General features: G+C 61.0%; 17 protein-coding genes and 1 pseudogene. 11 read left to right on the top strand and 7 right to left on the bottom strand.

All coding sequences use genetic code 11. The features are described 5' to 3' along the window. Window positions 1-98 precede the first annotated feature (98 nt). The 5 genes from ACYAR8_RS07905 (at window position 99) to ACYAR8_RS07925 (ending at window position 6,258) form a co-directional block, all read left to right on the top strand. Window positions 99-1,610 (top strand): sugar ABC transporter ATP-binding protein, encoded by a 1,512-nt coding sequence (locus tag ACYAR8_RS07905; protein ID WP_463579557.1) that lies wholly within the window; start codon window positions 99-101, stop codon window positions 1,608-1,610. A gap of 4 nt (window positions 1,611-1,614) precedes the next feature. Then, window positions 1,615-2,574 carry an ABC transporter permease gene (locus ACYAR8_RS07910; protein ID WP_074888538.1) on the top strand — a complete coding sequence of 320 codons (960 nt, stop codon included), beginning with the start codon at window positions 1,615-1,617 and terminating at the stop codon, window positions 2,572-2,574. A 172-nt stretch (window positions 2,575-2,746) separates the two neighbouring features. Next, window positions 2,747-3,835: an alcohol dehydrogenase catalytic domain-containing protein gene (locus ACYAR8_RS07915; RefSeq protein ID WP_463579558.1), complete on the top strand. Its 1,089-nt coding sequence runs from the start codon at window positions 2,747-2,749 to the stop codon at window positions 3,833-3,835. Between the two features lie 150 nt (window positions 3,836-3,985). Then, on the top strand, window positions 3,986-5,518 hold the full coding sequence (locus ACYAR8_RS07920) for an FGGY-family carbohydrate kinase (protein WP_463579559.1): 1,533 nt from the start codon (window positions 3,986-3,988) through the stop codon (window positions 5,516-5,518). Window positions 5,519-5,520: 2 nt separating this feature from the next. Then, a complete protein-coding gene (locus ACYAR8_RS07925) occupies window positions 5,521-6,258 on the top strand; it encodes an SDR family oxidoreductase (protein ID WP_074888547.1) in 738 nt (245 codons plus the stop codon). 221 nt (window positions 6,259-6,479) lie between these two features. Here the strand turns inward: ACYAR8_RS07925 and ACYAR8_RS07930 are convergent, their stop codons facing one another. Together ACYAR8_RS07930 and ACYAR8_RS07935 are read right to left on the bottom strand one after the other, a co-directional pair. Beyond that, window positions 6,480-7,496 (bottom strand): LacI family DNA-binding transcriptional regulator, encoded by a 1,017-nt coding sequence (locus ACYAR8_RS07930; protein ID WP_108118893.1) that lies wholly within the window; start codon window positions 7,494-7,496, stop codon window positions 6,480-6,482. A 189-nt stretch (window positions 7,497-7,685) separates the two neighbouring features. After that, window positions 7,686-8,339: a hypothetical protein gene (locus ACYAR8_RS07935; RefSeq protein WP_463579560.1), complete on the bottom strand. Its 654-nt coding sequence runs from the start codon at window positions 8,337-8,339 to the stop codon at window positions 7,686-7,688. Window positions 8,340-8,764: 425 nt separating this feature from the next. On the opposite strand from ACYAR8_RS07935, the gene ACYAR8_RS07940 reads away from it, so the two are divergent. Both ACYAR8_RS07940 and ACYAR8_RS07945 read left to right on the top strand, forming a co-directional pair. Next, on the top strand, window positions 8,765-9,973 hold the full coding sequence (locus ACYAR8_RS07940; RefSeq protein ID WP_463579561.1) for an MFS transporter: 1,209 nt from the start codon (window positions 8,765-8,767) through the stop codon (window positions 9,971-9,973). A 3-nt stretch (window positions 9,974-9,976) separates the two neighbouring features. Continuing rightward, window positions 9,977-10,444: a metallophosphoesterase family protein gene (locus tag ACYAR8_RS07945; RefSeq protein ID WP_463579562.1), complete on the top strand. Its 468-nt coding sequence runs from the start codon at window positions 9,977-9,979 to the stop codon at window positions 10,442-10,444. Between the two features lie 150 nt (window positions 10,445-10,594). On the opposite strand, the gene ACYAR8_RS07950 is transcribed toward ACYAR8_RS07945, so the two are convergent. The 3 genes and pseudogenes from ACYAR8_RS07950 to ACYAR8_RS07960 all read right to left on the bottom strand — a co-directional run. Beyond that, the gene (locus tag ACYAR8_RS07950) at window positions 10,595-11,386 is read right to left on the bottom strand and encodes a substrate-binding domain-containing protein (RefSeq protein ID WP_463579563.1); all 792 of its coding nucleotides are present in this window, start codon (window positions 11,384-11,386) and stop codon (window positions 10,595-10,597) included. Between the two features lie 173 nt (window positions 11,387-11,559). Continuing rightward, window positions 11,560-12,477: a methyl-accepting chemotaxis protein gene (locus ACYAR8_RS07955; protein ID WP_463579569.1), complete on the bottom strand. Its 918-nt coding sequence runs from the start codon at window positions 12,475-12,477 to the stop codon at window positions 11,560-11,562. After that, window positions 12,463-13,680: pseudogene (locus ACYAR8_RS07960) on the bottom strand (methyl-accepting chemotaxis protein); the annotation flags it as partial. The pseudogene ACYAR8_RS07960 and the gene ACYAR8_RS07955, both read right to left, overlap by 15 nt. A 106-nt stretch (window positions 13,681-13,786) precedes the next feature. On the opposite strand from ACYAR8_RS07960, the gene ACYAR8_RS07965 reads away from it, so the two are divergent. Further along, the gene (locus ACYAR8_RS07965) at window positions 13,787-14,962 is read left to right on the top strand and encodes an acyltransferase family protein (protein WP_463579564.1); all 1,176 of its coding nucleotides are present in this window, start codon (window positions 13,787-13,789) and stop codon (window positions 14,960-14,962) included. Between the two features lie 23 nt (window positions 14,963-14,985). On the opposite strand, the gene ACYAR8_RS07970 is transcribed toward ACYAR8_RS07965, so the two are convergent. Both ACYAR8_RS07970 and ACYAR8_RS07975 read right to left on the bottom strand, forming a co-directional pair. Further along, window positions 14,986-16,224, bottom strand: a complete 1,239-nt coding sequence (locus ACYAR8_RS07970; RefSeq protein WP_108118887.1) for a TIGR03862 family flavoprotein — start codon at window positions 16,222-16,224, stop codon at window positions 14,986-14,988. A 225-nt stretch (window positions 16,225-16,449) separates the two neighbouring features. Then, the gene (locus ACYAR8_RS07975) at window positions 16,450-17,367 is read right to left on the bottom strand and encodes a histone deacetylase family protein (protein ID WP_463579565.1); all 918 of its coding nucleotides are present in this window, start codon (window positions 17,365-17,367) and stop codon (window positions 16,450-16,452) included. Between the two features lie 127 nt (window positions 17,368-17,494). Between ACYAR8_RS07975 and ACYAR8_RS07980 the strand changes: the two genes are divergently transcribed. The 3 genes from ACYAR8_RS07980 (at window position 17,495) to ACYAR8_RS07990 (ending at window position 19,649) form a co-directional block, all read left to right on the top strand. After that, a complete protein-coding gene (locus tag ACYAR8_RS07980; RefSeq protein ID WP_074888576.1) occupies window positions 17,495-18,058 on the top strand; it encodes a GNAT family N-acetyltransferase in 564 nt (187 codons plus the stop codon). Window positions 18,059-18,186: 128 nt separating this feature from the next. Further along, a complete protein-coding gene (gene tesB, locus ACYAR8_RS07985) occupies window positions 18,187-19,056 on the top strand; it encodes an acyl-CoA thioesterase II (protein ID WP_463579566.1) in 870 nt (289 codons plus the stop codon). Beyond that, window positions 19,053-19,649: an HAD family hydrolase gene (locus tag ACYAR8_RS07990; protein WP_463579567.1), complete on the top strand. Its 597-nt coding sequence runs from the start codon at window positions 19,053-19,055 to the stop codon at window positions 19,647-19,649. Before tesB ends, ACYAR8_RS07990 begins: the two co-directional genes overlap by 4 nt. The last annotated feature ends 147 nt before the right edge of the window (window positions 19,650-19,796 follow it).

A 19,796-nucleotide genomic window follows, 5' to 3' on the forward strand; every position in this document is an offset into this window, starting at 1 on the left:
AGGTTTTCGGTCAGGCGGGCGCCACGGGTTCTGGCCAGGGAGTTTGGCCCCGGATTCTTGTGAGTTGCGCAGCGATGTTCTGCTGCGACGAGGTGCCCATGAGCTGCCTTCTGCAATTGGAAAACATCTGTAAAAGCTACCCGGGCGTGCAGGCGCTCAAGTCGATCAATCTGCAGGTCGAGCGCGGCGAAATCCACGCGCTGCTCGGTGAAAACGGTGCGGGCAAATCGACCCTGATGAAGATCCTCGCGGGCGTCGAACATCAGGACAAAGGCAGCATTCTCATTGATGGCGCGGAGCAGCATTTCGCGACCTACAACGAGGCCATCGCCGCCGGTATCGGCATTGTCTTTCAGGAGTTCAGCCTGATCCCCTATCTCAATGCCGTGGAGAATATTTTCCTCGGCCACGAGATCGTCAATGGCTTCGGCTTGTTGCGTAAAGGCGAGATGCGCGAGAAAGCCATCGCGCTGTTCGACCGCCTCGGCGTGAAGATCAATCTGGATTGTTCGGTGCAGCACTTGAGCGTTGCCGAGCAGCAGTTTGTCGAGATCGCCAAGGCACTTGCCCTTGAAGCGCGGTTGCTGATTCTCGACGAACCGACCGCCACCCTGACGCCGTCCGAGGCCGCGCTGCTGTTCGACATCATGCGCGAGCTGAAAAGCCAGGGCGTGGCGGTCATCTTTATCTCCCACCATCTGGAAGAGATTTTTCAGGTCTGCGACCGCATTAGTGTGCTGCGCGATGGCGCCAACGTGGGCGCCCTGACCGTCGCCAACAGCGACATCGACACGCTGGTGGAGATGATGGTGGGGCGACGCCTGGAAGCGAGCTTTCCGCCCAAGCAGTCCCGCGCCCAAGGCGAAGTAGTGCTGCAAGTGCGTGACATCCAGCTGACCCGCAATGGTCCACACAACAGCTTCAACCTGCACAAGGGCGAGATTCTCGGCTTCGCCGGGCTGGTAGGGTCCGGGCGTACCGAGCTGGCGCTGGGCGTGATCGGCGCGTTGCCGGTGGTCAGCAAGGATGTGCTGCTGCGGGGGCAGCCGGCGCACCTCAATGATCCGGCGCAGGCGCTCGCCAGTGGCATTGGACTGCTGCCGGAAAGCCGCAAGAGCGAAGGGCTGATCGTGGATTTCACCATTCGCGAGAACATCTCCCTGAACAATCTGGGCAAGTACGAAGGCGCGGCGCACCTGCTCGACCGGCACAAGGAGGACACCACCACTGCCGAGCTGATGAAGCAGCTGTCGATCAAGGCGCCGAGCTGTGAAAGCCGCGTGATTAACCTCAGCGGCGGCAATCAGCAGAAGGTTGTCATCGCGCGCTGGATCAATCACCACTGCGACATCCTGATCTTCGACGAACCGACCCGAGGCATCGACGTGGGCGCGAAAGCGGAGATCTACACCCTGATGCGCACACTCACCGAACAAGGCTTCGCGATCATCATGATCTCTTCGGAACTGCCGGAAATCATCGGTATGTGCGACCGCGTGGCCGTTTTCAACAAGGGCGCTATCGTCAATGTGCTGGAGGCTTCGGCCATCAATCCGCAGGAAGTGATGCGCCATGCCACCGGGAGCCTGAACAGTGAACACCTCCATTAAACCCATGACCGCGCAGCCCAACCGGATGCAGCTCAACTTCGCTCGATTGATCCGCTCGCCCGCCTTTTATCCCTTCGTGGGGCTGGTGGTGGTGACGGTCTTCATGATTTTCGCCAGCGACAAGTTTCTCACCGGCGCGAACCTGGAAAACATCGCCCGTCAGGTGTCGATCAACGCAATCATCGCGGTCGGCATGACCTGCGTGATCCTCACCGGCGGTATCGATTTGTCGGTGGGTCCAGTGATGGCATTGTCCGGCACGCTGACCACCGGGCTGATGGTGGCAGGCGTCCCGGCGCCGATCGCGATCCTCATCGGCTTGCTGATTGGTGTGGGCTTCGGGGTGGGCAACGGTATCTTTGTGGCTTACCTGAAAATGCCGCCGATCATCGTCACGCTGGCGACCATGGGCATCGCGCGCGGACTGGGCCTGATGTACACCGACGGCTACCCGATTGCGGGGATGCCGGACTGGTTCGCCTGGTTCGGACGCGGCACGCTGTTCGGCATTCAAGTGCCTATCCTGATCATGCTGGCGACCTACTTTTTCGCCTGGGTGCTGCTGCAGCACACCCGCGTCGGTCGCTACATTTACGCCATCGGTGGTAACGAAGAAGCCGTGCGGCTGTCCGGCGTGCGCGCCTCGCGGTTCAAGCTGCTGGTGTACTCGATCAGCGGGCTGACGGCAGCGATTGCCGGACTGGTGTTGTCGTCACGGCTGATGAGCGGGCAACCGAACGCCGGCGTTGGGTTCGAACTGGACGCTATTGCGGCTGTGGTGCTCGGCGGTGCGTCGATTGCCGGCGGGCGGGGCGTGATCATCGGCACGCTGGTGGGCGCGATGCTGTTGGGCGTGCTGAACAACGGCCTGAATATGCTCGGCGTGTCGCCCTATGTGCAAAGCGTGATCAAGGGCGGAATCATTTTGCTGGCGATTTTCATCAGTCGGCAGCGGCATAAATGATGGATCTGCGACGTCCGTGCCTGCCTCATCGCGAGCAAGCTCACTCCTACAGGGCGACGCGATCATTGTAGGAGTGAGCTTGCTCGCGATAGGGCCGGTCCAGTCACTGATGAATTTGAAACGATATCGGCTATCTCAGCCGTCATCCAAACATCAAAACAGGTAACCCGACATGGAACAAAACACAAAAAACACCATGCAAGCCGTCGTCTGCCATGCTCCGAAAGACTACCGTCTGGAGCAGATCAGTAAACCCGTTGCGCGGGCCAATGAACTGGTGATCCGCATCGGAGCCTGCGGGATCTGCGCCAGTGACTGCAAATGCCACTCGGGCGCGGCGATGTTCTGGGGCGGCGAGAGCCCGTGGGTGAAAGCGCCTGTGGTGCCCGGCCACGAGTTTTTCGGTTATGTCGACTCGGTGGGCGAGGGCGCTGAAGAACACTTCGGCGTGAAGGTGGGTGACAAGGTCATCGCCGAGCAGATCGTCCCGTGCGAGAAGTGCAAGTTTTGCAAGTCCGGCAAGTACTGGATGTGCGAAGTGCACAACATCTTCGGCTTCCAGAAAGACGTCGCCGAGGGCGGCATGGCGCAGTACATGCGCATCCCTAAAACCGCCATCGTGCACCACATTCCCGAGTCGGTTTCACTGGAAGATTCGGCGCTGATCGAGCCGATGGCCTGCTCGATTCACACCGTCAACCGTGGTGATGTTCAGCTCGACGACGTGCTGGTGATTGCCGGCGCCGGCACCCTCGGTCTGTGCATGGTGCAGGTCGCTGCGCTGAAAACGCCGAAGAAGCTGGTGGTCATCGACATGGTCGACGAGCGCCTGGAGCTGGCGAAAAAATTCGGCGCCGACGTGGTGATCAACCCGAGCCGAGACAACGCGAAAGAGATCATCAACGGGCTCACCGATGGCTACGGCTGCGACGTTTACATCGAGACCACGGGCGTGCCGATCGGTGTTACCCAAGGCCTTGATCTGATCCGCAAGCTGGGCCGCTTTGTGGAGTTCAGCGTGTTCGGCGCCGAGACCAGCGCTGACTGGTCGATCATCGGCGATCGTAAAGAACTGGACGTACGCGGCGCTCACCTGGGGCCCTATTGCTACCCGATCGCCATCGACCTGTTCGAGCGCGGGCTGGTGACATCGGAAGGCATCGTCACCCACGACTTCGGTCTGGACGACTACGCCGAAGCGTTCGCCCTGGCCGATTCGACCAAGTCGATCAAGGTGCTGCTCAAGCCGGTCAACGCATAACGCTGTCTCTGTAGGAGCCATCGGAGGTTACGACGGTCGCGATGCGGTGTACCTGACACAACGCTTTCGCGACCGTCGTGACCTCCGATGGCTCCTACAGGGGACCGTGGCACGCCTCAAACAACCCAATAACAACTAGAGCGCACCCGGATGGATTACGTCATCGGTGTCGACATCGGCACCCAAAGCACCAAGGCGTTACTGGTCGATGCCCAAGGCCGGATCATCGCGCAGCACAGCCACAGTTATAAGGTCGACACCCCCAAACCGCGCTGGGCCGAACAATGGCCGCAGGTCTGGCTCGACGCCGTGGAAATCTGTGTCGCCGCCTGCATGCGCAAAAGCGCGTTGCCCAAAGACAGCGTCAAAGCCCTGTGTGTCAGCAGCCTGTATGGCGGCTCCGGCATTGCCGTCGATGCTCAGATCAAGCCCTTGTACCCGTGCCTGATCTGGATGGACCGCCGCGCCGAAGCCCAGGTCGAGTGGGTCAATCAACACGTCGACCTTGAGCGGCTGTACACGATCACCGGCAACTCGGTGGACAGCTATTACGGCTTCACCAAAATGCTCTGGCTCAAGGACAAACAGCCGCAAGTCTGGGCCGACACGCGCTACCTGCTACCGCCCAACAGCTACGTCAATTACTGCCTGACCGGCGAGGTCGCGGTGGACCACAGTTCTGCCGGCAACATCGGCGGTGTCTACGACGTCAAGGCGCGGGGCTGGTCGGCAGAGATGCTCGACGCGCTGGGCATCCCGGCGTCGATGATGCCCGAGCGCCTGGTTCACTCCGGTGATGTGGTCGGTGGCTTGTTGCCCGAATGGGCCGACCGCCTTGGGCTCACCCCTGACATTCCGCTGCTCGGTGGCGGTGTCGATGCCGCCATGGCGACCTTCGCTGCGGGCGTCACCCAGGCCGGCAATCACGTGGCGATGATCGGCACCAGCATGTGCTGGGGCTACCTCAATCAGCAGGTAGACGCCCGGCACGGCCTGGTCAGTTTTCCCCACGTCTTCAACGGCGCGAAGGACCTCTACATCTTCGGCGGCGCAATCACCGCCGGCGCCTCGGTCAGCTGGTTTCGCGAGCAGTTCTGTCAGGCTGAAGAGCAGCAAGGCCGCGAGACCGGCGAAGACAGCCACGTGATACTCGAACGCGCTGCGATGAAGATCCCGGCCGGTAGCGACGGCGTGCTGTTCCAGCCGTACCTGATGGGCGAGCGCAGTCCGGTATGGGACGCCAAAGCCAGCGGCAGCTTTGTCGGCCTGAGCCTCTATCACAGTCGAATTCATCTGTATCGCGCGGTGCTCGAAGGCGTCACTTTCGCGCTTCGGCACAACATCGAAGCGGGCACCAAAGGGGCGCAATCCCTGGACCCTCGGCTGATCGTGGTCGGCGGTGCCAGCCACTCGGACCTGTGGATGCAGATCATCGCCGACGTCACCAACTTTCCGGTCTACACCATCGTCCAGGAAGTCGAAGCGGCGCTCGGTGCCGCGCTGCTCGCTGCTCATGCGGTCGGTCTGGTGGATGAGGCGCAGGTCCACAAAGGCTGGGTCCAACTGGAGCTACGGGCCGAGCCTCAAACGGAGAACGTCGCGCTGTATTCGCGGCTGTTCGCCGATTACGTGGCGCTGTACCCGGCGCTGAAACCGATCATGCATCGCTTGCAGGGAGCGTGACTGTGAACACGGCTCAATTTGATTTCAGCGGCCAGCGCATTTTGGTCACCGGCGCCAGCAGCGGCATTGGCTGGGAGGTCGCGCAGCAACTGTTGAGCAGCGGCGCCGAGGTGTATGCCATCGGCCGCGATGCGTCGGCGCTGGAAAAGCTCGCGGGGCAGGGCTGTTTGGCGTTGCGCGTGGACGTGGCTGATCAGCCGTCATTGGCCGCAGTGCTGGCGGACTTGCCGGTGATGCACGGCCTGGTCAACTGCGCCGGGATTTCCATATTGGAGTCCGCGACCGAGGTGAGCGCTGAGGCGTTCGATCAGGTCATGTCGGTCAATGTGCGGGCGGCGGCGATGATCGCGGGGGCAGTGGCGAAGAAGATGATCGCTGAAGGCGTGGCGGGGAGCATCGTCAACGTGTCGAGCCAAGCCTCATTGGTGGCGCTGGACGATCACTTGAGCTACTGCGCGTCAAAGGGCGCGATGGATGCCATGAGCCGTGTGCAGTGTGGCGAATGGGGCCGGCACGGGATTCGCGTCAACAGCGTGAACCCGACTGTGACCCTGACGCCCATGGCGCAGATGGCCTGGAGTGAGCCGAGCAAACGCGACCCGGCGCTGGCAGCCATTCCCCTCGGCCGCTTCGCTGAAACCGCAGAAGTCGCGGCGCCGATCCTGTTCCTGCTGAGCAGCGCGGCGTCGATGATCAGTGGTGTGTCGTTGCCGATTGATGGGGGTTACACGAGCCGGTAGAACGCAACTCGCAATGGTAGGAGCGTGGCTTGTCCCGCGATCTGCCGGGCACCGGCAGCAAAGTCTGTCGACGCGGTGAAACAGAAATACCGTAGCGTCTGTCATCGCGACCGGTTCCCGGTCGATCGCGGGACAAGCCACGCTCCTACAGGGGACCGCGTCGAGTTGGGGAGGGTAAGAGTTTCACGGGAGAGGTTTGGCGATGAGTCGATAATAAAGGCTCACCCGCCAACGCCATTCTCCAACTCCCCGACAATCACCACCTGGGCCTTCGGCAGATGCCGGTCCTCGATTCGCTCCAGCAGCAGTTTCACCGCGCTGCTTCCGGCCAGCGAGGCGTCGTGGGCGATGCAGGCGATGGGGATGCCGAAGATGTCGGCGAACGGCAGCCGGTCAATGCCGCAGATGGCCACGCTGTTGTGGGCGATATCGCGGTCGCGCAGGGCTTTCATGGCGCCCAGGGTGATGAGCTGGTTGAAGCCGAAAATCGCGTCTGGCACTGGATGGTCGCGCAGGTAATCCAGCGTGCTCTGGTGCGACGGCTCCAGGGTGTAATCACCAGCAAACACATCCAGTTGCACCGGCTTGCCGCTCTCGGCAATCGCTGCTTTCACGCCCTTCAGACGCTCCTCGGAAATCCGCGAATGCGCAGGCCCGGTCAGCACCAGCATGCGGCTCATCGTCGGGCTTTGCGCCAGCAGGTAGCGGGCGCCTTTCAGGCCGCTGTGATAGTTGTCCAGCACCACATGGCTGAACGGGCTGGCAGGCAATGCGCGGTCCAGTTGCACCACGGGAATGTCGCCGTTGCCCAGGCGACTGAGATAGACCGGCTGGTACGCCGGCTCGTCCGACACCGGCGACAGCACGATGCCGGCCACGCGATAACTGAGCAGCGTATCCACTGCCTTGGCTTCGAGTTCTTCGGAGCCGTCGGTGTCCACCAGCATGATGGTGTAACCGCGGGTTTTCGCCTCGCGGGAGATCGCCTTGATCATCTCGCTGTAGAAGGGGTTGTCCACCGACGCGGTAATGACCCCGATGATCATGCTCTCGCTGCGCTTGAGGCTGCGGGCAAAGGCATTGGGGACGTAATCGAGTTCTTGCGCCACTTCCAGAATGCGCGCCAGGGTGGCGGGCTTGACCAGATCGGGTTTGTTCAGCGCCCGGGAAACAGTGACTGGCGTCATGTTCACGCGGCGGGCGATGTCGGAAATGGTGACGGGGGTTTTCTTGCTCATGGGCGATTGGCTGCCTGAAATCCGGGACAACCTGCGGGGCAGTCGCATCCCTCCAAAGAGTGCCAAGGCTAGCACGATGGAGGGCGCGAAAGGGATGACGATGTCGGGGCTGGCAAGCAATCCGACGGCTTTATTTTCGGACGCTGGCTGACTGTCTGATGACGCTCGGCCGATACCCGGGCGCCAGGGTCAGACGCTGGTTTCCATTGCCTGGGCGTGTGCGCGGGGCCTGGCTGTGACGGGAGTGGAAATCTGCAATTCGGTGAGCTCGTCAAAGCGGGAAAGCTCGCGGCGCAGCTCAAGCATGTAATCCAGCGCGCCGCTCAGGCAAATGCTGTAAGCCAGCAATTCGACGCCTTCTTCGACGGTGGTTTTCGCCAGCCGCGCGTAGCCGCCTTGAAGGATGCCGTGCCACAGCGAGCCCATGCCGAACAGTCGCGAGAAGATCAGCACCAGCAGGCCCGCCATGACGAAGCCGAAGGCTGGGCGCACTGAGAAGCGAGCCAGGCCCGAGACCACGTCACGCCGGGCACTCTTGTTGCCCAACGCCTTGTAGACGCAGGTGCCAGCAGTGAGCAGGGCGGGCCATAGCCAGAAACTGTGACTGATCGGGTCAAACAACCCGTCCAGCTCACGAATCAGCATGCAGGCAAAGAAGCCGCCGATCAGGATGCCAATGCCGCGTTGCCCTGGTTGGCGCGCCGAGACCCAGAACACCCCCGCGATGATTGCCAGCATGACTTCCTGGCTGACTTCGGTGAACGAGGTTTCGAGGATGTCCGTTTTAGCGACAAAGATGTCGATGAACACCATGCCGATACTGAAGAGGGTAAGCGTCAGCATGACGCTAAAGCGCGTCAGTGCTGATTTAATAAGTTTTAGATCGTTGTTCACAAGTTTTTCACTGCCGAGCCGGTATTAAGGGGCGCGACTCTAAAGAACTTTTCCGGGCTCGCCAAACAGCAGATAAGTTCATTCTTCCGCTTTTTCTCTTCTTCAGTAAAAGTCTTTTGTTATATCCGCTCTTGCGATTTTTTAAATCCGCAGTTTCCGCGTGAATACTACCGCAGCATTGCGGGATCGGGCCGCTCATGCGGGCTGATGGGCGTGAAACACACAAAGTCAAAGTGTTTAACCTGATGTTGAATATGTTCACGCATACTTCAAAATCGGCTGAGCATGAACCTCGACAACGCTCTCAGGTCTACCTTGCCTGGTCTGTATCAGCGACACTGCGTGTCTTGTTTATACCGGTGCCCGGAGCGCTCATGTCCTTGCCTGCTTCCCCTTCTTCCACGCGCGATTTCATCTTCGCCGCTTGCGCCTTGCTCATTGCCATGGTCGGCACCACGCTGCCCACGCCGTTGTATGCGCTCTATCAACAGCGGCTCGGCTTCGACGCGAGCTGGTTGACGATCATCTTCTCGATCTATGCGGCGGGCGTTATCGCAGCACTGTTGGCGGTCGGTAGCTGGTCCGATCAATTAGGGCGCAAGCCGTTGTTGCTGGCAGGGCTGGCGATGGGGGCTATAAGCGCGGTCATCTTTCTGTTCAGCGATTCCATTGGCGGCCTGCTGATCGGCCGGCTTTTTTCCGGCTTCAGCGCGGGCATCATGACCGGCACGGCCACTGTTGCCGTCATCGAACTGGCCCCCAAGAGCTGGAAGAACGCCACGCTCGTGGCCACGGCCGCCAACATGTTCGGCCTCGGCATCGGGCCTCTGCTCGCTGGCTACACCTCCCAGTTTCTGCCGGACGCGCTGCACCTGGTGTTCTACGTGCACCTGGGAATGCTCGTGCTGGCGACGCTCGGCATCGCGCTGATTCGCGAAACCGTACAGCGTCCTGCGGTGCTGAAACTGGGCATCCAAAAGCCTTCCGTTCCGGCTTCCGTGCGCAGCGTGTTTATCTCCGCGTCCATCGCCGGGCTGGCGGGTTTCAGCGTGGCAGGATTGTTCACCAGCATGGTGCCGTCGGTGATGATCCACGTCATGCATGAGCAAGGCGGGCTGTTGATCGGCGCGGTGATCGGCTTGTTCTTCGTCGCCTCCATCATCGGCCAGGCGCTTTTGCAGGTCTTGCCGAAGGACCGGCACATGACCCTCGGTTGCGTCGGGTTGATCATCGGCATGATTTGTCTGGGGCTGAGCATTGCTACCTCGCAGTTGGGGCTGTTGATTGCGGCGGGGCTGGTGGCAGGCATCGGCCAGGGCATGATCCTGCGCGCCGGCATGGGCGCGGTCACCGCCAGCAGCCCGGCTGATCAGAAGGCTGCCGTGACATCCGCCTTCTTCGTGGTGCTTTACGTGTCGATCTCGGTGCCGGTGGTGGCGGTGGGTTTCAGCGTGCGAGTGTTTGGTCTGGAGCATGTGGGCGAATTCTTCGCCGCGCTGGTGGCCGTCGTGGCCTTGCTGGCGATGATCAGCATGAAGCGTGTGCAGTCAAAACAGGCCGCCCTGTCGGCGTCCGGGAGCTGAACAATGAGCGTTAAAGTCGGCTTGATCTCGGACACCCACGGCCTGCTGCGCCCTCAGGCACTGCAGGCATTGCAGGGCTGCGATTACCTGATCCACGGTGGCGACATCGGCAAGCCGGAAATCCTCGAGGCGTTGAAGGCCATCGCGCCACTCACGGTGGTGCGAGGCAACAATGACACCGACGACGCCTGGGCCTGCGACGTGCCGTACGAAGCGGTTTTGCGGATCGGCGGCCTAGCGATTTACACCACGCACATACTGGCCGATGTGCCGAAAGCATTGCCCGAAGGTGTCCGTGTCGTGGTCACCGGGCACTCCCACCGGCCCTTGCAGCAGATGCGCGACGGCGTGCTGTTCATCAACCCGGGCAGCGCCGGACCGCGACGATTTAAATTGCCGATCACCGTGGGCCTGCTGCACATCGATGGCGACGAAGTGCGCGGTGAGTTGATCGAGCTGGCGCTCACATAACCCCGGCTTGTCTTGGTCTCGCCTCTGCCGACCGGCGTAGGAGCGCGCTGGCCCGCGATGGCGTTCAGTCTATGAATCCCTGTCGCCTGGCACGCCGCGTTCGCCAGCAAGCCGCCTCCTTGATCTGATAGCGTTCGCCGAATATCCCGGTTACTTCGCAATCGGGTCCAGGCCGCTGGCCTTGATGGCTGGCGCGGCTGCCGATGAGCTCAGAAACTCCAGAAACTGTTTGGCCTGCTCAGGGTGTTTGCTCTGGGTGACGACGCCCGCAGAGTAGAGGGTCATCTGCTGCGCCTGGTCGGGGATCAGGCCGATGATGTCGATGCCGTCCACCGGCTTGAGCTCGCTCAGCTGCTGAAAGCCGATCTCGGCGTCTCCGCGTGCGACGACTTCGCCGACGGGCTCGGCAGGGATCATGCGGCTTTTGCTCTGAATCCGGTCGGCGATGTGCATCTGGCTGAACAGCACGCGGGACAAGTACACGCCGCTGGCGCTGTCCGAGTAGGCAATGCTTTTGGCGTCCAGCAGGGTCTGCTTGAAGGCTTCCATGGTGCTGATGTCCGGGTGCGGCGCGCCGTGACGCACGGCCATGGCGATGTAGGATTTGCCCAGATCGACGCGGGTCTTCGGATCGACCTTGCCTTCCTTGATTAACTTGTCCAGCGCCGCACCGACCATCAACACCACGTCGGCCGGCTCGTGGCGCGCCAGTCGGTTGGGAATGGCCTGGGGCGTCGCGCCCATTGAAGGCGCCACTTCTCCTTGCAGCTTCACGCCGGCGCGCTGTTCGTAATCGGGGGCTACAGCCTTGAACGCGCCCATGATCCCGCCCGAACTCAGCACGATCAGCTGGACCGGTGCAGGTGCCGTGGCGGCGTGGGAGAAGGCGACAGGAACGAGGGAGAGGGCGGCACTGAGGAGATAAGGCAACATTCTTTTCATGGAGATAAACCCGGCGTTGGAGATGAATATGACGAAATAAAACAGCGCGGGCAGTATGTGGCAATTGTGAGATCAGTAAATCCCTTTCTTGCCAGTGCACCTGCGATGTTCGTCTTCAACCCCTTGCACCGCCTGCGTCGGGCGGCTTTTCGCCCGACGCAGATAAAGCGGATTTACACCTTGAAGTGGCTGACCAGCATTTGCAGCTGGTTGCCCAATCGTGCGAGTTCGACGCTTGAAGCGGCGGTTTCTTCGCTGGCGGCGGCCGTCTGTTCGGACACGTCGCGCACGTTGACGATGCTGCGGCTGATCTCTTCGGCCACCGAGCTTTGCTGCTCGGCAGCGGCTGCGATCTGCTGGTTCATGGCCTGAATGTTCGACACTGTCTGGGTAATGTTTTCCAGCGACGTTCCGGCCTTGCGGGTCAGGACCACCGAGCTGTCGGTCAGGTTGCGGCTGCTGAGCATGATCTCCGATACCTGGCGAGTGCCGTTTTGCAGCGCGGCGACCAGACCCTCGATCTCTTCGGTGGATTGCTGAGTGCGTTGCGCCAGGCCTCGCACCTCGTCGGCGACCACGGCAAAACCGCGACCGGCTTCACCGGCACGGGCCGCCTCGATAGCCGCGTTGAGGGCCAAGAGGTTGGTCTGCTCGGCAACGGCCTTGATCACGTCCATGACCTTGCCGATCTTGTCGCTTTCCTGTTCCAGCACCGACATCGCGTCAGTGGAACGGACCACTTCACTGGCCAGTTTCTCAATCTGCACGATCGCTTCGCCTACCACTTTGTCGCCTTCACGTGCCTGCTTGTCAGCGGCAGAAGCGGCGACCGATGCCTGCTCGGCGTTGCGCGCCACCTCGTGAACAGTGGCTGACATTTCGTGCATCGCGGTGGCGACCTGGTCGGTTTCGACCTTCTGGCTGTTGACCCCGGCGCTGGTCTGTTCGGTCACGGCCGACAGCTCTTCAGCTGCGCTGGCAATTTGCGTGACACTGTCACGGATGCCGCCGATCAACTCACGCAACGTGGCGCCCATGCGCTGGATGCCCATTTGCAGAACGCCCAGTTCATCTTTGCGGGTCACGACCATGTTGTGGGACAAGTCGCCGGAGGCAATGCGATCGACCACGGCCAGTGTCTGCTGCAGTGGACGGGTGATCTGGCGGGTAATGATGATCGCCGCCAGGGTGCCGAGAATCAGCGCCAGGAGCGTGCCTGCCAACTGCAGCGTGCGGGCTTGCTGAATGTCAGCCTGACCCAAGGTGTTCTGCAGATCAGTGAGCTGTTGCGCCAGCTTCACGATGACACCCTGTTCCTCGGTCATCTCGGTGCGTGCAGCATTGATATTGCCAGTGGCGAGCTTGAATCCCTGCACCGAGTTGCGATAGCCGATCAGCGCAGCTTCCAGCTGCTTCAGCCGCTCGGCCTGAGTGCCGCCAAACATAGCGTTGAGTGGCGCGAGGCCGTCGAGGGCGGTGGTCAATTGGCGCATGGCCGCTTCTTCAGTCTTGGCCGAGACGCTTCCTGTGTACCCGCGTACTTCATAACGCACCAGCATCACGTCTTCGCGGGCTTTGATGACAGCCTGGTACTGCTCGAAACGGCGTTCGTCCGTCGGATCGAGCTTCATCACATCATCGCTGATCGCGGCAATAAGGTCGGCTGCGTTCACCGCGTCGACGCCCATGCTATCGCGCACCTTGGCGCTCGCGAGGTAGGACTCGCGCATTTTTTTCAACGAGCCTTCATAAGCGCTGATCTGCTCGCCCATGGTTTTGATGAGCGGGACGTTCTGCGGGTTAGTGAAGGTTTTTTGCAGAAATTGCTGCTGCGCCTTGAATGCGTCGAGCGCGGTCTGAACGCTTTGCGCGGCCACTTCGTCGCCGTTGCTGAGCATATATTGCAGGCGCGTCACCCGCAGGTCGGTGAGCTTCTGGCTGAGCTTGGTGATATCACCCACCCATTGGCTGCGTAAGCTCATCTGGCCCAGGCTGTTCCAGCCCACCAGGGCCAGCAGGGCAGTCAGTACAAGCACGACGCCGAAGCCCAGGGCTAGCTTCTTATTGACGCTGATGTTGGCCATCCAGCTGTTCATTCCATTTCTCCAGAATCCGTAATTTTTTGAAATCGTCAGCTGGAGAGTTGTTGTTATGGAGCCAGCGAAACATTCATGTGTACGAATGCATCGGCAGGCTGCGGAGAATCTGTAACCGATGTGTGACTTGTCTGATGAGCGTGTACGAGGTTGGCAAATGCTGGCGCCAATCTTTTCGCCGTCATCTGTAACGGGCATGAAATCTTTCAACTGTTGGCAAGCCCGCTAACGCACTACCGTGTAAAGGCCGCGAGACTTCGCCGCCGCCGATGGCGATTTTCTAATCACGACAGGACGTTTGGCCATGGGGTCAGTTCAGCGATTTACCACGCTAGACAGCTTCAGGGGCGTTTTCGCCTTGCTGGTGGTGTTCCATCACCTGCATGTCGTGGGCGCGTTCATCGAGCTGCCGTTTTTTCGCAGAGCCGAGATCCTGCTCAACTTCTTCTTTGTGCTCAGCGGTTTTGTCCTTGCCCACTCGTATGGCCTGAAGGCGCCGTTTGGCTTCAAGCGTTTCGTCATCTCGAGAATATTCCGCCTGTACCCGCTGCACGTCGTGATGCTGCTGGTGTTTATCCTCTTCGAAGGAGTGCGTTGGGCGGCCTACAAGAAAGGGTTTACCCTGAACAACGTGCCGTTCACCGGGCTGTTCGACCCGTCAGAGATCCTGCCCAATCTGCTACTGGTGCAAGCCTGGACGACGCTCACTGAAACCATGTCGTTCAATTACCCGTCATGGAGCATCAGCATCGAGTTCTACATCTACCTGCTCTTCGGCGCGCTGTGCCTGCTTTCGTTGAAAAGCCGCTTTGTGATGTTTGCCTGCGTGGCCATCGTTGCATTCACGATGATCTTCACTGAACACGAACCGCTGGTCTGGCGGGCCATGATGGGGCTGTCCTGCTTCTTTGCCGGCAATATCACGTACCTGGCTTATCTGCTGATTCGCGACCGATTCGTGCCGGTGCGCTGGCTGATGACGGTGCTCGAAGTGGCGCTGACGTGCACAACGTACTGGATGGTGATGAACGACTACAGCGACCGCTCGCCCATTGCCAGCCTGACGTTCTGCGTGCTGGTGCTGGTGTTCGCGTTCGAGGCCGGGCTGGTATCGACTTTCCTGAAAACTGCGGTATTCAGGCTGCTGGGCAAGTTGTCGTACTCCATCTATATGACCCACGCCGCGCTGCTGTTTTGCCTGTCGACGGTGTTCATTGTGGCGCAGAAGCTCACCGGGCGAGATCTGTCGCCGATGATCAACGGTCAGCGTTTCATGGACACCGGCTCAGAGCTGGCCAACAACGCGCTGGTGGTCGCGGTGACCCTCGTGGCGATTGGCCTGGCAGCCCTGGCTCACACGTACATCGAGCTGAAGGGCGTCGAGTTGGGCAAGCGGATGGTCGGGCAATCGCCGAGTAAAGCACCGGTCAGTCAGGGCATGGGTGATGGCTTGAAGCCGCAGGTGGATCGCGCGGCGTGAACCCCCGATGGATACGCTGAGGCCTACTCGCGGCGGAGCCAGTCCACCATTCCCAGCCCTGCCGCGCGGCCGCTGGCGAAACAGGCGGTGAGCAAATATCCGCCGGTGGGCGCCTCCCAGTCGAGCATCTCTCCGGCGCAGAACACGCCCGGCAGGGACGGGATCATCAATTGCTCGTTCAGCGCTTCGAATCTCACCCCGCCCGCTGTGCTGATGGCTTCATCCAGCGGGCGCGGCTTGATCAGTGTCAGCGGCAAGGCCTTGATCGCCAGCGCAAGCAAGGCTGGATCAGCGAATGTCGCTGCGGGGGTAAGCTCGCGCAACAGCGCCGCCTTCACGCCGTCGAGGCCCAACTGGCTGTGCAGATGCTTGGACATCGAGCGTGAACCGCGCGGTTTGCTCAGGGCCTTCTGTACCTGGGGGACGGTTTTGCCGGGCAGCAAATCAATCTCGACCGTGGCCGAGCCCGACTGATTGATCGCCTCGCGGATCTGCGCGGACAAGGCGTAAACGAGGCTGCCCTCCACGCCAGTCTGGGTGATCACGCATTCGCCCAGGCGCAGGGTCTGACCTTGCAGACCCATCGCGATGTTTTTCAGCGGTTCGCCGGCAAACTTGCTGCGCAGCAGTTCGCTCCAGGCCGAGACTTCGAACCCGCAATTGGCGGCCTGCAGCGGTGCGATCTTGACCCCGCGTTGAGCCAGCAGCGGCAACCACGCACCGTCCGAGCCCAGCCGCGACCAGCTTGCCCCGCCCAACGCCAGCAGCGTGGCGGAGGGGTTCAAGGCGAGCTCTCCTTCGGGACCGGCAATCCGCAACGTAGTGTCGGCATTCCAGCCCAGCCATCGGTGACGGGTGTGGATAACTGCGCCGGACTCACGCAGACGCTTGAGCCAGGCGCGCAGCAGTGGCGCGGCTTTCATGTCAGTGGGGAACACGCGGCCCGAACTGCCGACGAAGGTCTGGATGCCCAGGCCGTGAATCCACTCGCACAGCGCTTGGGCGCCGAAGCTGCGCAGCATGGGCGCGATCAGCGGGGCGCGTTCGGCGTAGCGGGACACGAACGCAGGTGGCGGCTCGGAGTGGGTGATGTTCATGCCGCCGACCCCAGCCAGCAGAAACTTGCGCCCGACTGACGGCATGGCGTCGTAAAGATCCACCTTGAAGCCCGCCTGGCTCAGCACTTCAGCGGCCATCAGGCCGGCAGGGCCGCCGCCGATGATGGCAACTGTCTGGGTGCTTGAGGTGGCGGGTAAGGTCATGGCTGAACGGATACCGGTTGAATGAGGGGCGCGCATTCTACGCGAGCTTCGTGAAACGCAGCCACCCTGTGGAAAACTAATCGATCAAAAAACGTACAGTGCGCGCCAGGCCCACCGTTATCAGGGGATCGTGGCCTTGCGCTCAGGTTATCCACAGGCCGTTCCACAGGGGATGTGGGTAAGTCTGCGGGAGCGAGTTTGCTCGCGAATGAGTCCAGCGGCCACTCATAGCCCACGCTCCATCCACACCCGCTGCGCACTGTGGTGAAGAATCCCGTGCCGCCGGGCAAGTGCTTCACGGTCCTTGCTGTAGCCACCGCCTATCACGCCCATCACTGGAATGTCGCGGCCCAGGCAATGGCGCATGACCGCCTCGTCACGGCGGGCAACCCCTGCGTCAGTCAGCTGCAGATACCCCAGCGCGTCGTCCTTGTGCACATCCACGCCAGCGTCGTACAGCACCAGATCAGGCCGATACAGCGGCAGCAGGTAATTGAGGGTGTCGTCGACCACTTTCAGATAATCGTCGTCACCCAGGCCCATTGGCAGCGGAATGTCCCAGTCACTCTGGGCCTTGCGCGCGGGGAAGTTCTTTTCGCAGTGCAGCGAGACGGTGATCGCGTCATCGGTGTGTTCGAGAATCCGCGCGGTGCCGTCGCCCTGATGCACGTCGCAGTCGAAAATCAGCACCCGGTCGACGCGTCCGCTGTGCAGCAGGTACTGACTGATGATCGCCAGGTCGTTGAAGATGCAGAAACCGGCCGGGTAATCGTAATGCGCATGATGGGTCCCGCCCGCCAAGTGACAGGCCAGTCCGTGTTGCAGCGCCATTTCTGCGGTCAGCAAAGAACCTCCCACCGCACGCACCGTACGTCGGGCGAGATCCTCGGTCCAGGGCAGGCCAAGGCGACGTTGATCCTCCCGCGACAGTGCGCCGTCCATATAACGGCTGATGTAGCCAGGGTCATGGGCGAGCGCGAGGATGTCCGTTGGGCAGACCTGCGGGCGAAACAATTGAGCATCTGTCGTCAGGCCGGTGTCGATAAGGTGGTCGTGCAGAAGCCGGAACTTGTCCATCGGGAAGCGATGGTCCGGCGGAAAGTCCGGGCTGTAGTCTTCGTGATAAATAAGGGGCAGGGGCATGGTGGGCACGCGTCTGGTTCGAAGGGGAATCTTGCCAGTTCTGACGATCACCGCACAGCGATTTGCCTGAGCGGGAAGATCGCCAGCCGGCAGGGAATTTGAAAGCCGAGGCACAGGGAGAAGATCGATGGAGCCGATTCTTGAGCTCAACAGCGCACGCTTGTTGATGCGTCAATGGCGAGATGATGATTTGCCGACTTTCGCGCAGATGTGCGCCGATCCCCAAGTGATGCGCTATTTCCCGCAGCCCTTGAGCCGCATGGAAAGCGCCAAGCTGATTGGCCGCGTGCGCGGGCATTTTGCCGAGTACGGATTTGGGTTCTGGGCCCTTGAGCGCAAGGATACGGGCGAATTCATCGGCTTCACCGGCCTGAGCGTAGTGGGCTTCGACGCAGGATTTACCCCCGCGGTGGAAATCGGCTGGCGCCTGGCTCGCGAGCATTGGGGCCTGGGTTACGCCAGCGAAGCCGCCTGGACGGTGCTCGGCTGCGGTTTCGAGCACCTGGACCTGGATGAAATCGTGGCCTTTGCGGCGGTGAACAATCTGCCTTCGCAAAAGGTCATGCAGGCCATCGGCATGCGCAACGATCCGGCTGACAACTTCGATCATCCGAAATTGCCCGACGGCCATGCCCTCAGGCCCCACGTGTTGTATCGCATCAACCGAAAAGGCTGGCTGGCGACCCTGTGATTCGCTGCGGGAATCGGGCTACAAACCTCTGTATCATTTCGTCCTACTTCCATCTGCGCCGAACTTCGGCGCCCATGGCCTGATTGATGTAATGACGGTCGGCGAGACGACCGTGTGAGGAACCCTGAATGAGTCACGTGCTGGATGATCTGGTGTCGCTATTGAGCCTGGAGCCGATCGAAGAAAACCTCTTCCGCGGGCGCAGCCAGGACCTTGGCTTTCCCCAGCTGTTTGGCGGTCAGGTGCTGGGTCAGTCGCTGTCGGCGGCGAGCAAGACGGTCGAAGACGCGCGCCATGTGCATTCACTGCATGGCTATTTTTTACGCCCCGGCGACGCGCACTTGCCAGTGGTGTATCAGGTCGACCGGGTCCGTGATGGCGGCAGTTTCAGCACGCGCCGGGTGACGGCTATCCAGAAGGGGCAGCCGATCTTCACCTGCAGCGCGTCTTTCCAGTACGACGAAGAAGGCCTCGAGCACCAGACTCAAATGCCACAGGTGGTCGGTCCTGAAAGTCTGCCGTCCGAGCTTGAGCTGATGCGTCAGCGCGAGCACCTGATTCCGGAGCACATGAAGGACAAGCTGCTGTGCCCCAAGCCCATCGAGTTCCGGCCGGTCACCGAGTCTGATCCCTACAATCCCAAGCCTGCGGACCCGGTGAAATACGTGTGGTTTCGCGCCGACGGCACGCTGCCCGATATCCCCGCGTTGCACCGCTACATGCTCGCCTACGCCTCTGATTTCAACCTGCTGACCACTTCTCTGCTGCCTCACGGCAAGACGGTCTGGCAGAAAGACATGCAGATCGCCAGCCTTGATCACTCGTTGTGGTTCCATGGTGAACTGCGCGCTGACGACTGGCTCCTTTATGCGATGGACAGCCCATGGGCCGGCAATTCACGCGGGTTTTCCCGTGGCAGCGTGTTCAACCGCGCGGGCAAGCTCGTGGCTTCGGTCAGCCAGGAAGGTTTGATTCGCCATCGCAAGGATTGGTCATGAGCCTTACACAGGTACGCCACTGGGTATTCGACATGGACGGCACGCTGACCGTCGCCGCCCATGATTTTCCAGCCATCAAACGCGCGCTGGATATCCCTCAGGAGGACGACATCCTCGGGCATCTCGCTGCGCTGCCGGCCGACGTCGCGGCGGCCAAACATGCCTGGCTGCTGGAGCACGAGCGTGCGGTGGCGATTGAGTCCAAACCCGCGACGGGGGCTGTCGAATTGGTGAGGGAGCTGGCAGGGCGGGGTTATCGGCTCGGTATTCTGACTCGCAATGCACGGGAGCTTGCCCATGTGACGCTGGAGGCCATCGGCATCGCGGACTGCTTTGCGGTGGACGACGTGCTCGGTCGCGACGAAGCCGCGCCGAAACCCGATCCGGGTGGCCTCCTGAAGCTGGCGCAAGCGTGGAATGTGCAGCCTTCGGAAATGGTGATGGTGGGTGACTATCAGTTCGACCTGGCCTGCGGCCGCGCGGCAGGCACCCAGACCGTACTGGTCAATCTCCCGGAAAACCCGTGGCCAGAACTGACCGACTGGCATGCGGAAGATTGCGTGGCGTTGAGGAATATGATTGGAATGAAATAGGGCGCGCATTCAAATAGTGGGACGGCTTAAGCCGAGAAGGCGTCCGGCGTCACACCCCAAATTGGAGGTGTACATGCTGGCTTCTTCCCGGCTGAAGCCGGTCCCACTGTCGGATCGCGTTTAAATAGTGGGACCGGCTTTAGCCGG

Source organism: Pseudomonas sp. HP_01, from assembly GCF_055284355.1.

Excerpts from the sequence above, each read along its gene's own strand:
- ACYAR8_RS07905 (WP_463579557.1), top strand. The coding sequence starts at position 99 with ATGAGCTGCCTTCTGCAATTGGAAAACATCTGTAAAAGCTACCCGGGC.
- ACYAR8_RS07910 (WP_074888538.1), top strand. The coding sequence starts at position 1,615 with ATGACCGCGCAGCCCAACCGGATGCAGCTCAACTTCGCTCGATTGATC.
- ACYAR8_RS07915 (WP_463579558.1), top strand. The coding sequence starts at position 2,747 with ATGGAACAAAACACAAAAAACACCATGCAAGCCGTCGTCTGCCATGCT.
- ACYAR8_RS07920 (WP_463579559.1), top strand. The coding sequence starts at position 3,986 with ATGGATTACGTCATCGGTGTCGACATCGGCACCCAAAGCACCAAGGCG.
- ACYAR8_RS07930 (WP_108118893.1), bottom strand. The coding sequence starts at position 7,496 with ATGAGCAAGAAAACCCCCGTCACCATTTCCGACATCGCCCGCCGCGTG.
- ACYAR8_RS07935 (WP_463579560.1), bottom strand. The coding sequence starts at position 8,339 with ATGCTGACGCTTACCCTCTTCAGTATCGGCATGGTGTTCATCGACATC.
- ACYAR8_RS07940 (WP_463579561.1), top strand. The coding sequence starts at position 8,765 with ATGTCCTTGCCTGCTTCCCCTTCTTCCACGCGCGATTTCATCTTCGCC.
- ACYAR8_RS07945 (WP_463579562.1), top strand. The coding sequence starts at position 9,977 with ATGAGCGTTAAAGTCGGCTTGATCTCGGACACCCACGGCCTGCTGCGC.
- ACYAR8_RS07950 (WP_463579563.1), bottom strand. The coding sequence starts at position 11,386 with ATGAAAAGAATGTTGCCTTATCTCCTCAGTGCCGCCCTCTCCCTCGTT.
- ACYAR8_RS07955 (WP_463579569.1), bottom strand. The coding sequence starts at position 12,477 with ATGGTCGTGACCCGCAAAGATGAACTGGGCGTTCTGCAAATGGGCATC.
- ACYAR8_RS07965 (WP_463579564.1), top strand. The coding sequence starts at position 13,787 with ATGGGGTCAGTTCAGCGATTTACCACGCTAGACAGCTTCAGGGGCGTT.
- ACYAR8_RS07970 (WP_108118887.1), bottom strand. The coding sequence starts at position 16,224 with ATGACCTTACCCGCCACCTCAAGCACCCAGACAGTTGCCATCATCGGC.
- ACYAR8_RS07975 (WP_463579565.1), bottom strand. The coding sequence starts at position 17,367 with ATGCCCCTGCCCCTTATTTATCACGAAGACTACAGCCCGGACTTTCCG.
- ACYAR8_RS07980 (WP_074888576.1), top strand. The coding sequence starts at position 17,495 with ATGGAGCCGATTCTTGAGCTCAACAGCGCACGCTTGTTGATGCGTCAA.
- tesB (WP_463579566.1), top strand. The coding sequence starts at position 18,187 with ATGAGTCACGTGCTGGATGATCTGGTGTCGCTATTGAGCCTGGAGCCG.
- ACYAR8_RS07990 (WP_463579567.1), top strand. The coding sequence starts at position 19,053 with ATGAGCCTTACACAGGTACGCCACTGGGTATTCGACATGGACGGCACG.